This is a genomic window from Anaerococcus sp. C0059F3 (genome assembly GCF_056590475.1).
In genome coordinates this window covers 14480-28996 of record NZ_JBWPWE010000002.1, presented here as the reverse complement: position 1 = coordinate 28996, position 14517 = coordinate 14480, and the positions used below count along the sequence as shown (strand labels likewise).

Here is a 14517-nt window from a genome sequence, read left to right as displayed (position 1 = left end):
TTTAATCTCCCTCTACTTCTTCTTTGGAAAGTTCAAGTATATGGTCATAATTAGATGTTGTTTCCTCTTCCAGGTAGCTAATTCTTTCTTCTAATTCTTCTTGTTTTTCTTCATTTCTGTCATTGTATTCGCCTTGATACATAACAAATTCATTGTGACATCTTCCGAGTCTATTTATTCTCCTCTTTAAGTTTCTAATCTCTTCATTTCTTTTTTTCTCTTTTAAGATTTCATAAGTTCCTCCTAATAAAATTCCAAGTCCCAATAAAGCACAATTTTTCTTTTTTAACATTTATTCCTCCTAGTGCGTATTCATAATACTTTTTGCAACTGTTCCACTCTTAAACATCATAAGTCCAAGTAGTAGAGCATATCCTAATATACTAAACAAGCTTGCGTGAATATCTGTAATCTGTACCGTTCTTATTAAAACGGTGTAGATACCTAAACATACCATCAAAAACAAACCTTGTAGTCCCAAGGCAAAAAGTCCCTTGATATAATTTGTTCCAATCTGACCCCATTCTTTATTTCCCATAGTCGCAAATGGTATGGATGATACTGATGAGTAGACATATATTTCAAACATACGCCCATATACTATTAAGGTAATAGTTAAAGATATACATTGAATTGCAATCCTTACAAGGCTTGTTTCAACTAATATCATTAAAAGCTCACCTATTTCTTTTTCTTTTAATGTATCAACCATTGCAACTATCTGATCTCCTGAAACAGTGGCAGAAGTAGTGATTACCCCTGCCGCTTTGTTTACAAGATTTTGTGCCACATCAAAGACTGCCATTGAAAATTCAAAGGCATGGCTTGCAAGGTAGACTGCTATAAACATCTTTATAATGTATTTGAAAAACTCAAAAGTATCTGTATCGTGCATATTATTCTTTTGCATAACCATATTTATGAGTTCAATACATAAAACTGCTGTTATGATAAGACCTGCTATTGGAACGATCACATTATCATTAATGTTTTTTATGAAGTTATACACTTCTCCATTCCAACCCATTGGTGTCTTCCCAACATCAGTTGCAATAACTCCTACCTTGTCATTTATATCTAAGAACATGGACTCAAGATTTGCTTTGATACCTCCGAGTAGCATATCCTTAAAAAATTCAGTTAGCTTGTCAAAGATACCAAACATAGACTTTCTCCTATTTTAAAGCATTTGCAAGTAGTGGAATTAATTTAATACCGATTAGTACAATTCCCCCACCAGCCATAAGCTGCTTTATGCCTAATTAGAGATTGTAAAATACTTGTAGTGTGTCTGTATTTCCTATGAAATTGTAGTAAATATCAATTGTTTGGGTGATTTCTCCATTCACTACTTCTTTTTCGTGAACATAGATTTTTGAGATGAGTTCGTTTAAGGTTTCTTTGTCCAGCTTCTTTATATCCCTATGTTTTTTTATGAGTTCAATCCATTTTTTAACATTAATATCTTCAAGATCTTCTTTAACAATCAATTTTTGATTATCTTCTATTCTTTGGTTAAGATAGTCTTGTTCGTTTTGTGATTTTTCAAGAATTTTTTGGAAGTTACTTTCACTTATCTTATTGTCTAGCCAGTCATCATATAATCTTTCAATCTTTTTAGTTAAGTCTTCTACTCTTATTTGATCTTCGTAAATCTTATCCATAATAAATTTTTGTTCTTCTTCATTATCAATTTCTCGTGATTTTTCAAGTGCTTTTATAATTTCTTTTTCATCTTTTAATGCTATTTCTGCATTTTTTCTAATATCCTTAAGCACTATCTCATAAAGAGTATCGTAATAAATTCTATGTTGACTACATAATGATTTTCCATATCTTCTATAAGTGTTACAAGTGAGTAACTTTTCTCTTTTTTTCGATTTGTTTCTTCCAAGATTTAAAGATTTTCCACAATCGGGACATTTCACAATTCCTGCAAATATACTTTCTTCTCCATTTTTAAATGGTCTTCTCCTGCTCTTTAATTTTTCATTTGCTATATTATAAATATCTTCAGAAATAATTGGTTCGTGTGTATTTTCTACTATTATCCATTCCTCTTTGGGTTTATCGGATAACCAACCTACTTTGAATTTATAATTAACTTTTTGACTAGCAATATGACCAATATAAACTGGGTTTTCAATAATTTCTTTTAGGGTTGTGCAGTCCCACCAATACTCTCCACCATCTACGGTCATTTCTAACTTAGTTTTTTTATTTCTAAGTCCTTTTTTTCTATTCCACCAGGTAGGTGTAGGTATTTTTTCTTCAAATAGTCTTCTTCTAATTGCTTGTACTCCATAACCACTAAAAGCAAGATCAAAAATTTTTTCAACAATCCATGAAGTTTCATCATCGATTACTAATTTATGTGGATCTTCATTGTCTTTCCTATATCCTATTGGAGCAAGACAACCAATAAATTTTCCTTGCCTTGCTCTTGTCATATAGGCAGATTTCATCTTTTTAGAAACATCTCTTGAATAAAACTCGTTTAAAACATTTTTAAAAGGAACTATTTCGTTGTTTTCTTGAAAGGTATCTACTCCATCATTTAAAGCTATATATCTGACATTGTTCTTTGGGAAGAAATTTTCTGTATAGTACCCAGTCTGCAAATAGTTTCTTCCAAGTCTTGATAAGTCCTTAGTGATTACTATATCCACTTTTTTATTTTCAATATCTCTAATTAGTCTTTGAAATGATGGTCTATTTGTATTTAATCCAGTATATCCATCATCTATATATACATCGTAAATACTCCAACCCCTTGATTTTACATAGTTTTCTAAAAGTTCCTTTTGGTTTTGTATGCTGGCACTCTCTCCTTTCTGCTCATCATCTTTAGATAGTCTGCAATAAATTGCAGCTTTGAATGAAAAGTGATTTGAATTTGTTTGTATCATTTCCTATTCCTCCTTATTTGAGTTTTCGGAAATAACACAACTTTCTCTAAAACTATTTTTATTATAGCACTCTTTTTTATTACTATCAATATTATATTTGTTATACTCAATTTCATTAGTATTATTTAATTTGCTTGATTTTTTTATTAGTCTTAGAAAAGCGTCCGTATCTGTTCTTCTATCATCATAATTTCTTTTTACAATGTATTTTGTTTGTCTTTTTGTCATAGCTTATCCTTTCATACAATAAAAAAAAGGCGATTAGATTTTTAATTTTCTAATCGCCTTTTAAGTGTCATATTTACATTTTTATTATCTCTGGCATACTTTGATACCTTTTTAGACTTAAAGTCTTTAATAATGCCTTTCCACCTCTTTTTACCTATAAAGATTCTCCTACGTCATAGTTCATTTTTTTATTCCCTCCTTGATGTCTTAGTTTTTCTTTGTCTTCTTCATACCATTTTAAGATTGTCGCATAGTGGTTTTGATAGGTCTTGCCACTACTTTTCATGTATCTTGATAGTTTATTTATCATTATTTCTGTGTGTGAGTTTAATTTTTCTTTAAGGGTCTTATATTCTTCTTTGCTTAACCTTACATTTTTGAATTCTCCATAAAAAATGGGGGTGGACTTTTTATCTATCTCTCCCTCTCTCCCCTTATCTATACTAACCTTATCTAATCTACCCTTATCTATACTGGGTTGACCACTTGACAACCTTTGGTTAACCAGATGACAACCAACTTTTTCTTCTGAAATATATGCTCCATTGTCCGTTTGATAAAGCTGCTGTTTCTGATCGATATACATTGTTGGCTTATATCTGTCTTTTCTAATAAAGTTATTTATCTTCCAATGAGTAATGACGATAATTCCCTGATCAAAGACTATCACAAAGCCTTTGGCAATAAGTATTTTTAGGTCATCTTCATTTGCTCCGATAATCTTGATGATTTTCTTAGGGTTATTTACAAAACCGTCATCATCTGCTCGCATTGATAAATGAAAATACAGACATTGACTACTTAGTGGCATATCCAAAAATAAGTCGCTATCCACTATCTTTAGTGAAAACATTCTTTTATCTGCCATGCTCTCCTACCTTTCTTCAAATAAAAAAAGACGATAGTTTTTACTTCTACCGCCTTGTGTACATTTATTATGTTTTTAAAATTTATTTTAGTTCGTTTTCAATTTCTTCTATGGTTGGTAATGCTCCCTTTAAACTTTCAGGAATTAAGTTTTGTAGATGATATTCTGAAATTCCAATAGGCTCTCTGGAGCTTTCAGAAGCATATTTTGCCAATACATTATCCTTTGTCTTACAGATTAAAAGACCTATTGTTTGATTATCCCCATCTCCCTTTAATATATGGTTTACAGATGTTACATAGGTTCCAAGTTGTCCTATATCCGCAGGTTTAAATGCGGAAATTTTAACCTCCACAACTACATAGCAATGTAGCTTAATGTTGTAGAATAACATATCAATAAATTCTTCTGAATTTCCAACTACAAGTCTATATTCTCTGCCCACGAACGAAAAACCTGTCCCTAGCTCCAATAAGAATTTTTGAATATTATCCATCAAAGCGTCTTTCAATTCTTTTTCATCATAATTTTGCCTTATAGATATAAAGTCAAAATTATACGGATCTCTCGTCATTTCATTGGCTAAATCACTTTGTGTAGCAGGCAAATTATTTGTGAAATTTGTTATTGCTTTTCCTTGTCTTTCAAATAGATCTGTATCCAAGAAATTTAAAAGCACCGCTCTACTCCAGCTATTTTCTAATGTTTTAGATATAAAGAAAAATGCTTTATTCAAATTTCCCTCACATCTATCCATAATATATCTTTGATGTCCCCATGGGATACTAAAAATCATATTAAAATCTCCACCGACTTTAGATATTTGTAAATCGTCCACAAGCTGTGGACGATTTAATGGCGAATACATTTCATAAAATTTCTTCATATATTTTAAATTAGTAACAGAAAATCCTTTAACATTGGGAATTTCATTTTTTAAATCCGAACTTAATTTTTTATAGAATCCGCTTCCCCATCTGCTTTCTGCCTTTAAGTTAATAATTTCTTCTCCTAAACTATAATAAAACTTTAGCATTTCAGAATTGACCGAAACTGCTGCTTTAAGTTGTCTGCTTGTATATGATCTTTTTATTTTCTCAAGCATTTTTATATATTCACCATCTCCTATAATATCTAAATCTTTTTTATCCATTCTAATCACTCCAATCTGATTCTTTTTATTTTATTCTATCTCTTTCACCAATGGTGGGAGTTTTAATCTTTTTATCACAATCAGCTTACGGTAAACAAGCTCATTTTATCATTACACATTTAGTTTAATTAATGTGATTATACCAAAAATGTTAAATCTTTTCTATCTCTCCCTCTCTCTCTTTATCTATCTCTATATCTTTCTCTATCTCTTGTCGGACATGGGTTGGACTCATTAAGGACAATGTCCTCTGTTTATTTTGTCTGTAAAAAATTCTTTTTTTAATTTTATCCAATAATATCTTTTGTTTGTTGCCATATCTGCTCCTTTCTTGATTTTCGATAATCGAAATTCTTGATTTCCGATTTTCGGAATTCTTGATTTCCGATTTTCGGAAGTCTTGTTATTTTAGTTATTTAAGGGTGTAACTTTTCGTTACTCCCTTAGATTTCTCTGGTCATATCTTTTTTACTTGGTTTTACTTTTTCTTTTACTTTTCTTTTGACTTTTTCTTTTGTCTTATCCTTGTTCTTGGATAGGTCTTTGTATTTCTTTATTTGTTTTAGGATACTTTCTTTTTCTTTTTTATTTTCCTTGGCTATGACTTGCTTAAAGGCATATTCCATTACTTTTATGTCTTTGGCTTGGAAGAATATTTCATAGTTTTTGCTTTCTTTGTTTTTCATTACTGAGAAACTTACTCCAAGTTTGTTTAGTTCTTTTCTTAAGTCTTTGAGGTTGCTTTGATCTATGCTTATATTTTCTAGTTGTCCTTTTTTGTAGAGGTCTTTTATTTTTATTTCATCGCCAATAAGGCTTTTTAGGTTTCCATTTGCTTTTTCTAAAGTATCATTCATCTTTTTTCTAATTTCTTTGTCTAATTTAATTGATTCTTTTGCTGCCTTTATTGTGTATGATATTATGGTTTGTGCTGCTTGCCCTGCTTCTTTGCTTATTTCTTCGTTTATCATGCTTTATCTCCTTTGTTTGAATTAAAAAAAGGGAAGTATAGGCTTTAATTTTTCTATACTTCCCTTTGATTGTTTTTATTTTATTGTTCTTGGTGGTGGAATGCTTTATTTTGATGTTTTTATAGCTTACTTAGGTATTTGTACCTTTTATACTTTAAAATAGCTTACAATGCCTTTCCACCTTTAGTAGTTTATGTGCGTTCTTTTGTCTGATAGATAGTTTTTCATGTTGGAATATATAATCTGTATTTCTTCATTGTTCATCGCTTTTATTTCTTCTGTGCTTTTATAGGTTTTGTATGTTCCATCTTGATCTGCTTTTATGAGTTCATCTATTAGCTCTTGCCTTTTATTCATCTCTATTACCTCCTAGATCTGCCTTTAGTTGTTTGGTCATATTATAGCTTGGATAAGATATTTTTACCAGGTCTTATCTTTCTTGATCCATTTTCTTGTTTTTCATCATTTCTCTGTATTCATTATCTTTAATAACTTGGTCTTGGAATTTTTTAATCTGTGCTATTACACTTGGTTTTTCACCTTGTTTTATTAGCTTATCTATTTCTATGGATAAATCTATGCCAAGTTCTTTGTTTACAAAATCTACTGAATATTTTATATGATTAATTTCCTGGTATTCATCTTTTATCTTGTCTTTTTCTCTATTTATTTCTTCAAGATTTGCCATTAAAAGATTTTTTTCTTCATTCCATTTTTTAGGACTTAGTTTTTCCTTATCTGATAGGAGTTTTTTTAATTTCTCGCTTACTACCTTATATTGGTCTATATCTTTCTTATGTTTGTTATAGAATGTGTCTTTTGTGAATATATTTTTCTTTTGATATTCTTCATAAACTCCTTTTTTGTCTTTGTATATTTCATAGTATAGAATTTTCTTTTCTACATCTTCCATTTCTTTATGGATTGTCTTTGCTTTTTTATTTATTTTGTAACTATTAGACTTTAAAGTTTCTATTTTTGTTTGTAACTGACCTATGGTTTCTATGTTGTTTTTTCTTAAATAGCTATATGCACTCGTTAGCTTTTTGAAGTCATACTTTTCTTTATTGGTTTTGGCATATCCTTTTAGATATTTACTTTTTTCTTTTTGAATTTCTGAATAAGTTAATAGATAATTTGTTAGATTAAAAAGTTTAGGGTTGTCTATTACCTTATCTCTTTCTATATCCTTAAATTTTTCATAAGCAGTAGACAAGTTATCTAATAGATTTCCTATCCAATCCTTTAATGTTTTTATCTCTTCTTTTATTGTTTTTACAAGTTCATTATATTTTCTTATTTCTCTATTATAGTTTCCCTTGTCAGTTTCTATTCCCTTTCTTTCCATTGCACTTGCTGCTGATCCTAAATGGATTGTCGGTAGATAATCAGAATTTTGTCTTTTAAAACTCCTATGGTCTACTCTTTTTTCTATCTTGTTTTTTGCAAGATATTCATTACAAAGGTCTGAAAAATTTTCTCTCCATTTTTCTACATTGCCTTTATCGTTCCATGTTGTTAGTTCTACTTTTCTTGTCTTTGGTTTTCCATTTTTGTTTAAAATCTTTTCTCCTTGTTCATCTAGGATATATTCTTTTTTTGACTTTGCTAAGAACTCTCCTTTTTCGTTTATGGGTCGCATTATGGTCATTATATGACAATGAATATTTCCATTTTTATCTTGACTCTCATCATGAATTGCATAATCTACTATCATTCCTTGTGATGTTAGATTTTCTTTTATAAATCTTTCAACCAGGTTTTTATTTTCACTTAAAGTTAATTCTTTTGGTAGTCCTATTATGAATTGTCTTGCTAGTTGTGCATTAGAATTTTTTTCTGCCATTTCTACTTTATTCCATAAGGTAGACCTATCATTAAATTCTTTTGGTATATGATCAGGCAATATTATATTTTTTACTAATACTTTTTCTTTTCTTGTATAGTCATGGGTTACTCCGTCCCATTCATTTTTTATTTTTTCTCCACTTATATATGCTGCACTTGCTACTGCACTTTTGCCTTTTCCTCTTGATATTATGTTTACTGAAAAATGAAAACTGTCTGCCATTTTTATCACTTCCTTTCTTTTTTGTTGTTTTAGGTGGAGGCTTAATAGATTTTTTATAGCCACCTTGTGAATGAGCGTTTTGAAATGATAGAATAGAAAAAGCCGACTACTGAATTAATTTTTGTTGTTTCAGTATGTCGGCTTAATTGTTACTTTCATTTCAAATTTTAAAAGTCAAGGGCGAGCGTTAGCGAGTTTATTTACCCTTGACTTTTAAAAAGCGAATGGTTGTTGCTCCCTGCAAGGGTTTGGCTCCGCAGGACGCAAGCACCCTTTAGGGTGTATAATTGCGCCCTTAGAAAATCTAAGGGATATTTGATTATTTTATTTTTCTTAATTTTCTCTCATTATTTTTAGTGTTTCTTTGAATTCTTTTGTCTTTGTTGCTTCTTCTAGTAGGATTTTTATTTCTTCATCTGTTAGTTCTTCTGCATTTTCTATAAGGCTTTCTAATATTGCTCCTCTAGTTATTAGCCTATGAGTTCTTTCTTTTCTTCTTTTTATTATGTCTTGTTTTAATATCTTCTTTTCTTGATTTTTTAGTTGCCTTAATCTTTCTTCTGTATCATCAATTTTATCTTTTATTTCTTTTGACTCTTGTCTTATTTGATCTAAATTTTTCATACTGATCTCCTTTCTTGTATTAAAAAAGAGATAACATTTCTGCTATCCCTTTCAAAGTTTCACTATTAAAATTTTATGTCTTTTGAAATATCATCTATGTATCTATAATGATTTTCTATTTTTTATTCTTTCTCCATTTGTTCCATTATTTTTTTATTATTTTATAATAATTTCCTCAAATTTAAGATTTAAAAAGGCTAAGTTTTTCTTACCAATATATCTTATATTGAATTAAAATTGCTACCTTAAATATCTTTCCGATTGTCGCATATACATATTATAATACTCTCCTTTTTTTGCCATCAATTGTTCATGTGAACCACTTTCTTTTATTTTACCATTTTCTAAGAAGTATATTGTATCCATTTTATATAAATTAGACAGATGATGAGATATTAATATTAGAGTCTTATCAGAGCATTTCTCCATCAATAAATCAAATATTTCACTCTCAGCAAGAGGGTCTATATTACTTAATGGTTCATCAAAAATGTATATTTTTTTGTCTTGAGAAAAAATTCTCGCTATTGCAATACGTTGCTCCTCTCCTCCCGAAAATAAAGTCCCTTTATTACTAAATTCTCTAGATATTTCTGTGAATATCCCGTTATCACAATTTTCTATCCTTTGCAACATTCTTAGTACTCGTAGCACTTCTATTACATTCCCAAAATCAACATCTTTCTCTGTTACTTCTTTCATTAAAACATTATCAATTATAGGTAACGAATACATTTTGAAATCCTGAAAAAGAACACTTATATTGTCCCTTATAATATTTATTTTTAAATCTTTATATAATTCATTTTTAAAATATAAACGACCCGATGTGGGATCATATAATCTACACAATAATTTTATTAATGTAGATTTACCTGCTCCATTTTCACCAACTATAGCAACTTTCTCTCCTTGCCTTATTTTCATATTTAGGTTTTCTATGGCATATACATTTGTTTCTGGATACATATAACTAACATTTTCTAACTGTATCTCAAGATTTTTCTCATCAACATAATCTACTTCACCATCATATACTTTTACATTGTATTCCAAAAAATTGAATAGATTTTCTAAATACAAACCATGTTCATATATTTCTGGAATAACCCTGAATAATGTGCTGATATACTCAATCAATCGCTGGTTACTGCCGGCTAGTGCTACAAAATCTCCTATAGAAATTAATTTAAAGAAAACTTTTCGTACAATATAAATTACTGTAATCAGATTAACGCCTTGAACAATCAAGTTCTGAAACACTAATACATATGAGTATTTTTTAGAAAAACTTTTAATTATTTTAATTATATTTGACAAATTATAGTTAAATTTCATTTTAATCAAAGATACGAATCCAGAGTGCATTCTTACATCCTTAGCATATTCTCTATCAGTACTAATTTTAAGAAAATAATCCACTTTTCGCTCTAATGGTGTTATTTTTTCATAAAAATCATATTGCATACTTATAGCTTTTTTATTTAAAAATAAGGACATTAATACACTTGAAAATGAAAATATAATTACAATTGGTTCCATAGTTATTATTAAACCAATAAATGCACCAATTCCTAAAATTGATGTCACAAAATTTGAAAGTGTTTCTTGAATATCTTCTATTCTTTTCTCTATCTGATCTTTAGATTTTTTAAATTCATCGTAATATTCCATTTTTTCAAAACACTCTAGCTCAAATTTAACACTCTTATCAAGCAGTAATTTTTGAAAATGACCCACTATAATTCTTTTGTTTTTAGCTATAAAAAACTGCTCTATAAATATATTTCAAATAAACAAAGTATAAATTTCTAATTATCTTTTTATATTTTCTTAAATGCTCGTAAAGCCTTATTCTATGTGCTTTCGAGTATTTTTACTGTAGGAAGATACTTCACGTTTCTTTGCATATTTCCTCATGTCTTAGCTGTCAGAAGTGGTAAATAAGTAGTAAATTCATTTGTACTACTAAGCAACAAGACGCTCCTGTTGCTTCTCTTTATTCAAGCGTTTCATTTCTGCCATTGCAGAATCGAATGTTGCATGTGCGTAATAGTTCAGCGTCATGGCTATATTAGCATGTCCCATAATGTACTGTAATGCCTTTGGATTCATTCCTGCATTTGCATAGTTGGTACAGAATGTATGTCGCAAACTATGTGGAGTGATGTGTGGCAATTTATCCTCGTTATACTTATTGTATTTCTTAACAAGACCTTTCATCATGCCGTTGTAATCACTTGCCACTTTTGGATAGTTCTTTCTATTAAGAAAGAGGAAATCACTATATCCATCAATCTCAACACGCTTATCATTCTTTCGATTCGCTAACACTCGCTTAAATGCTTGATAGGCTTCTTCAACCATAGGAACTTGACGTTCGCCACTTTTGGTCTTTGGTGTTTCAATGTAGTACCCAATTTCAGTATCTCTCAATAGCTGATGGTCTATATTGACAAGACGATTCTCAAAATCTAAATCTGGAAGTGTCAAACCACCAAACTCTGAAATACGAAGACCTGTTTTTAAGAGTATCAGAATTTCATCATAATTTTTGCTGTAGGTTTTATCAGCTTTTGCAAAGGCTAACAGTTTTTCTTCCTGTTCTTCTGTTAGTACGGTCTTAGGGACAGTATCATCATCAAGAACTGCTTTCAGTTGAAAGTCAAATGGATTCTTCCGAACACAATCATCTTGTATAGCAATATAGAATGAAGCCTTTAAAGAACGTTTGTAGTTATTGATGGTTTGATAAGCATAACCATTTTCACTCATTCTAATAGCCCATTCTTTAGCGTCTGATGGCTTAATACTGTCAATACTTCTTACACCTAACTTGTCTTTCTTCAAAATATCCATAAGATATTTGCGTCCAGTTTCAGTGTTTTTTCTAACCTTTGGTCTTTGAGCGTTCTGTTTTGCGTAAAGCTGGCAGAGTGTCATTTTCTTTCCTACAACATCAATACCATCATGAATGTCTTTCTGTAACTCTGCGATTTTCTCTCTAAGTGAGATACAATCACGCTTTCCTGCTGGTACTCGGTCTGTAGCCACAAGTTTCCACGAGTAAACAAATTGCGGTTCTCCAAATGAATCTATATATTTGTATAAGTATCTTCCGTCTTTTCGTTGGCTCTCTCCAGTCTTTAAGATTCGACCTTTATTGTCACGTCTTTTTTCTGACATGGCATTTGCTCCTTTCCTTTATGGAAAGAGCCTTGATACGACTTAATACTATTTTATCATATACAAGACCCTTTGGCGACGCTAGATTGCGTCCAATGTATCTATAATTTTTTCAAATTGTTTTCGTTTAATCTGAATACGATTGCCATTCATAATCAGCCAATTTGCATTTTTATTTTCCTCTGCCAAGCGTCGTAGCTTGTTTTCGCCAATACGAAAATATTTTGACGCTTCTTCAATGGTTAGGGTATAACGTTCCCAAATAGGAATGTCAGTCTGCTTCATAAAATCCTCCTTTCCAAATCACTTATTTGGATTTCATAAAAGTTGTTTTACCAGCAATCGAACAGCTTTAGCAAAGCTCACGGGAGTTCCACCCCTGCATGGTTCTCATGTAGCCATACTCATTGCCTGCGACGGTTTTATCACGCTCGGACTATTGACTGTATGGGAGTATCATTATCACGATAAGAATGTCGTTGCAGGCAATCCTGCTAAAGATTGCTTCTCGGATCACTAACATGAATCGCTCGCTATCTTTATAAGATAGGTCATGGCGGTTAGTTCCGTTGGCTCTTTTCTTATCGAAACGTATTCGATTACTTTTATTCAGTTTTCAAAGAACAATGGCTCGTTAGCCTATCAAAACACATTGAAAGCTCAATATGCTTTGGTGGAATAACAAACCTCCCTGTTCGGGAAGCGTGGAATGGTTTAGCACGCTTCCACGAAAGGAGAGAGGATATTACTTAATTTCAAATGACAAAATCTTTGTAATCAGTCTGGTTTCCATTCTTCCACGTAAGACTTCATCAACGACCATACTTTGATTGCCATATTCATCTTTCATAAGTCGTAGGGAACGCTTCGTTATGTACCCTCTGTAATGATGTAGAATCTGGTTAATCGCTTCGGTATCGCCATCTGTTGCCTTTACAATGAGAGGAAAGGGAATCATAGGATATTGTGTTTTCATTCTTCAAATTCCTCCATAAACTTTTTAATTAAGGCTAGTCCACTGGTTCTATGCCGATAGACAGTAGAACGGTTCAATTTCAACAGGTCTGCAATTTCTGAATCGCTCATGTCCATAAAGTAAAACAGCAGTAGAATTTCACGTTTCTTGTCTGGCAACTCACGTAATGCTTCACTCAACAAATCATTTTCAACGCCTACTGATAACCCATTGAGTGTAAAAATCTGAAAGTCAGTTGAATAGTTATCTGTTGTCGCAAACTGGCTAACAAGATAATCGCCAACATCCGAAAAGGACACCTCACGCTTTGCAATCCTTGAAAGATAAAGCATATAATTCTTTCGCTCGTCTTCCATAGCACGTTTACAGATATAGTCAAACTGATTTTCTATTGTGGTCTGAAAAGAAGATGGTTTCATGTTTCTCACCCCCTTTCTGTCTAGGAAAGGAAGTGAGCCTTGCTCGTTTATCTCCTTTCACTCTTAGTCCCAATGTGAAAGGGGGATTTGTTGCATTACTGATAAATAAACTTTGTAAAAAAGTTCTGAATAGCCAAAAAAGCATATAAACAGATTTATTTCTCTGTTTACATGCTTCTGTTATTCTATCTATATGATTTATAAAACCACATTGGTGGACGTACTTATCTATTGCAGATAGACGACTTTTTTTGACAAGAACCCAATGTAAGGAAATTTATTGTATATGATGTACTTCATGGCGACGTTGACCTCCAACAAACCGCCATTTGGAAGTAATATACAATATTTTAACAGCGTAAATAGCACTACCATATAACGGTTTTTTTTATTGGCGTTTAGTAGTGCTTTTTATTAAATATAAACCTATAAACCATATAACACGTTTTTCTATACCTGTTTTTAATTCAGTAGGAACAATAAAATGTATAGAGGTGGTCTACTATGCGTAAAAAAGAAGATAAATATGATTTTAGAGCCTTTGGTTTAGCCATTAAAGAAGCTCGATTGAAACGAGGTTTAACTCGTGAACAAGTGGGAGCATTGATTGAAATTGACCCACGGTACTTAACTAATATTGAAAATAAAGGGCAACACCCCAGCATACAAGTTCTTTATGACCTTGTATCGTTACTTCATGTTTCCGTTGATGAATTTTTCTTACCTGCTAATAACTTGGTAAAAAGCACCCGACGATTACAGATAGAGAAATACATGGATAGCTTTACAGACAAAGAACTATCCTTAATGGAATCTTTAGCCAGCGGTATCAACGAAGCAAGAAACATCGAAGACTAATTAAAAGAATCCATACATAACGGAAAGAGCCGATAAAATGAGATTGTATTAATCTCATTTTATCGGCTCTGCGTCTTTGCGTCTGGCTCTGTAATCACAGTTACTTTGAACTGCTTTATTTCAATTAAATTTTCTTGTCTGCATTTCGGACAATAGAGGGGGAATTTTTTTAATTCAGTATCTTCCCTTATCTTTAATCGTGTTTTATTTCCACATACAGGACACAATATCCACTTGTAGTTTATAATAACTAT

The 14517-nt window shown here is 31.2% G+C and carries 18 protein-coding genes; 1 reads left to right on the top strand and 17 read right to left on the bottom strand.

Translation table 11 applies throughout. From position 1 onward, the window contains the following. Position 1: 1 nt before the first annotated feature. The 16 genes from AC1EJ5_RS01280 to AC1EJ5_RS01205 all read right to left on the bottom strand — a co-directional run bounded on the left by AC1EJ5_RS01280 (position 2) and on the right by AC1EJ5_RS01205 (position 13405). A complete protein-coding gene (locus AC1EJ5_RS01280) occupies positions 2-292 on the bottom strand; it encodes a hypothetical protein (protein WP_002838520.1) in 291 nt (96 codons plus the stop codon). 9 nt (positions 293-301) lie between these two features. After that, positions 302-1165 (bottom strand): VirB6/TrbL-like conjugal transfer protein, CD1112 family, encoded by an 864-nt coding sequence (locus AC1EJ5_RS01275; RefSeq protein ID WP_000466919.1) that lies wholly within the window; start codon positions 1163-1165, stop codon positions 302-304. Between the two features lie 10 nt (positions 1166-1175). Further along, entirely contained in the window at positions 1176-1256 is an 81-nt protein-coding gene (locus tag AC1EJ5_RS01270; protein WP_143434426.1) for a Maff2 family mobile element protein, read from the bottom strand. Positions 1257-1262: 6 nt separating this feature from the next. Continuing rightward, positions 1263-2909 (bottom strand): recombinase family protein, encoded by a 1647-nt coding sequence (locus AC1EJ5_RS01265; protein WP_007516570.1) that lies wholly within the window; start codon positions 2907-2909, stop codon positions 1263-1265. Positions 2910-2912: 3 nt separating this feature from the next. Then, positions 2913-3137 carry a hypothetical protein gene (locus AC1EJ5_RS01260; protein ID WP_007516568.1) on the bottom strand — a complete coding sequence of 75 codons (225 nt, stop codon included), beginning with the start codon at positions 3135-3137 and terminating at the stop codon, positions 2913-2915. A 154-nt stretch (positions 3138-3291) separates the two neighbouring features. After that, complete coding sequence (locus AC1EJ5_RS01255; protein ID WP_009345654.1) at positions 3292-4005, bottom strand: hypothetical protein; 714 nt, start codon at positions 4003-4005, stop codon at positions 3292-3294. Between the two features lie 82 nt (positions 4006-4087). After that, on the bottom strand, positions 4088-5158 hold the full coding sequence (locus AC1EJ5_RS01250; protein ID WP_007516562.1) for a PDDEXK nuclease domain-containing protein: 1071 nt from the start codon (positions 5156-5158) through the stop codon (positions 4088-4090). A 443-nt stretch (positions 5159-5601) separates the two neighbouring features. Next, positions 5602-6129 carry a PcfB family protein gene (locus AC1EJ5_RS01245; RefSeq protein ID WP_009345651.1) on the bottom strand — a complete coding sequence of 176 codons (528 nt, stop codon included), beginning with the start codon at positions 6127-6129 and terminating at the stop codon, positions 5602-5604. Positions 6130-6312: 183 nt separating this feature from the next. Beyond that, on the bottom strand, positions 6313-6486 hold the full coding sequence (locus AC1EJ5_RS01240) for a hypothetical protein (RefSeq protein ID WP_019035175.1): 174 nt from the start codon (positions 6484-6486) through the stop codon (positions 6313-6315). Between the two features lie 73 nt (positions 6487-6559). Next, entirely contained in the window at positions 6560-8200 is a 1641-nt protein-coding gene (mobQ, locus tag AC1EJ5_RS01235; protein ID WP_060793391.1) for a MobQ family relaxase, read from the bottom strand. 333 nt (positions 8201-8533) lie between these two features. Then, positions 8534-8824, bottom strand: a complete 291-nt coding sequence (locus AC1EJ5_RS01230) for a DUF3847 domain-containing protein (protein ID WP_009346049.1) — start codon at positions 8822-8824, stop codon at positions 8534-8536. 240 nt (positions 8825-9064) lie between these two features. Beyond that, positions 9065-10498, bottom strand: a complete 1434-nt coding sequence (locus tag AC1EJ5_RS01225) for an ATP-binding cassette domain-containing protein (protein ID WP_225791830.1) — start codon at positions 10496-10498, stop codon at positions 9065-9067. Between the two features lie 294 nt (positions 10499-10792). After that, on the bottom strand, positions 10793-12010 hold the full coding sequence (locus AC1EJ5_RS01220) for a tyrosine-type recombinase/integrase (RefSeq protein WP_001291561.1): 1218 nt from the start codon (positions 12008-12010) through the stop codon (positions 10793-10795). An 81-nt stretch (positions 12011-12091) separates the two neighbouring features. Further along, a complete protein-coding gene (locus tag AC1EJ5_RS01215) occupies positions 12092-12295 on the bottom strand; it encodes an excisionase (protein ID WP_000814511.1) in 204 nt (67 codons plus the stop codon). 460 nt (positions 12296-12755) lie between these two features. Beyond that, positions 12756-12968 carry a helix-turn-helix domain-containing protein gene (locus AC1EJ5_RS01210; RefSeq protein ID WP_050212332.1) on the bottom strand — a complete coding sequence of 71 codons (213 nt, stop codon included), beginning with the start codon at positions 12966-12968 and terminating at the stop codon, positions 12756-12758. Between the two features lie 14 nt (positions 12969-12982). Beyond that, positions 12983-13405, bottom strand: coding sequence for a sigma-70 family RNA polymerase sigma factor (locus tag AC1EJ5_RS01205; protein WP_000804885.1), 423 nt, complete (start codon positions 13403-13405; stop codon positions 12983-12985). Between the two features lie 504 nt (positions 13406-13909). On the opposite strand from AC1EJ5_RS01205, the gene AC1EJ5_RS01200 reads away from it, so the two are divergent. Continuing rightward, positions 13910-14263: a helix-turn-helix transcriptional regulator gene (locus AC1EJ5_RS01200; protein WP_001227347.1), complete on the top strand. Its 354-nt coding sequence runs from the start codon at positions 13910-13912 to the stop codon at positions 14261-14263. A 59-nt stretch (positions 14264-14322) separates the two neighbouring features. Here the strand turns inward: AC1EJ5_RS01200 and AC1EJ5_RS01195 are convergent, their stop codons facing one another. Then, on the bottom strand, positions 14323-14490 hold the full coding sequence (locus AC1EJ5_RS01195) for a cysteine-rich KTR domain-containing protein (RefSeq protein ID WP_000336323.1): 168 nt from the start codon (positions 14488-14490) through the stop codon (positions 14323-14325). Between the last annotated feature and the right edge of the window lie 27 nt (positions 14491-14517).

Excerpts from the sequence above, each read along its gene's own strand:
- AC1EJ5_RS01280 (WP_002838520.1), bottom strand. The coding sequence starts at position 292 with ATGTTAAAAAAGAAAAATTGTGCTTTATTGGGACTTGGAATTTTATTA.
- AC1EJ5_RS01275 (WP_000466919.1), bottom strand. The coding sequence starts at position 1,165 with ATGTTTGGTATCTTTGACAAGCTAACTGAATTTTTTAAGGATATGCTA.
- AC1EJ5_RS01265 (WP_007516570.1), bottom strand. The coding sequence starts at position 2,909 with ATGATACAAACAAATTCAAATCACTTTTCATTCAAAGCTGCAATTTAT.
- AC1EJ5_RS01260 (WP_007516568.1), bottom strand. The coding sequence starts at position 3,137 with ATGACAAAAAGACAAACAAAATACATTGTAAAAAGAAATTATGATGAT.
- AC1EJ5_RS01255 (WP_009345654.1), bottom strand. The coding sequence starts at position 4,005 with ATGGCAGATAAAAGAATGTTTTCACTAAAGATAGTGGATAGCGACTTA.
- AC1EJ5_RS01250 (WP_007516562.1), bottom strand. The coding sequence starts at position 5,158 with ATGGATAAAAAAGATTTAGATATTATAGGAGATGGTGAATATATAAAA.
- AC1EJ5_RS01245 (WP_009345651.1), bottom strand. The coding sequence starts at position 6,129 with ATGATAAACGAAGAAATAAGCAAAGAAGCAGGGCAAGCAGCACAAACC.
- AC1EJ5_RS01240 (WP_019035175.1), bottom strand. The coding sequence starts at position 6,486 with ATGAATAAAAGGCAAGAGCTAATAGATGAACTCATAAAAGCAGATCAA.
- mobQ (WP_060793391.1), bottom strand. The coding sequence starts at position 8,200 with ATGGCAGACAGTTTTCATTTTTCAGTAAACATAATATCAAGAGGAAAA.
- AC1EJ5_RS01230 (WP_009346049.1), bottom strand. The coding sequence starts at position 8,824 with ATGAAAAATTTAGATCAAATAAGACAAGAGTCAAAAGAAATAAAAGAT.
- AC1EJ5_RS01225 (WP_225791830.1), bottom strand. The coding sequence starts at position 10,498 with ATGGAATATTACGATGAATTTAAAAAATCTAAAGATCAGATAGAGAAA.
- AC1EJ5_RS01220 (WP_001291561.1), bottom strand. The coding sequence starts at position 12,010 with ATGTCAGAAAAAAGACGTGACAATAAAGGTCGAATCTTAAAGACTGGA.
- AC1EJ5_RS01215 (WP_000814511.1), bottom strand. The coding sequence starts at position 12,295 with ATGAAGCAGACTGACATTCCTATTTGGGAACGTTATACCCTAACCATT.
- AC1EJ5_RS01210 (WP_050212332.1), bottom strand. The coding sequence starts at position 12,968 with ATGATTCCCTTTCCTCTCATTGTAAAGGCAACAGATGGCGATACCGAA.
- AC1EJ5_RS01205 (WP_000804885.1), bottom strand. The coding sequence starts at position 13,405 with ATGAAACCATCTTCTTTTCAGACCACAATAGAAAATCAGTTTGACTAT.
- AC1EJ5_RS01200 (WP_001227347.1), top strand. The coding sequence starts at position 13,910 with ATGCGTAAAAAAGAAGATAAATATGATTTTAGAGCCTTTGGTTTAGCC.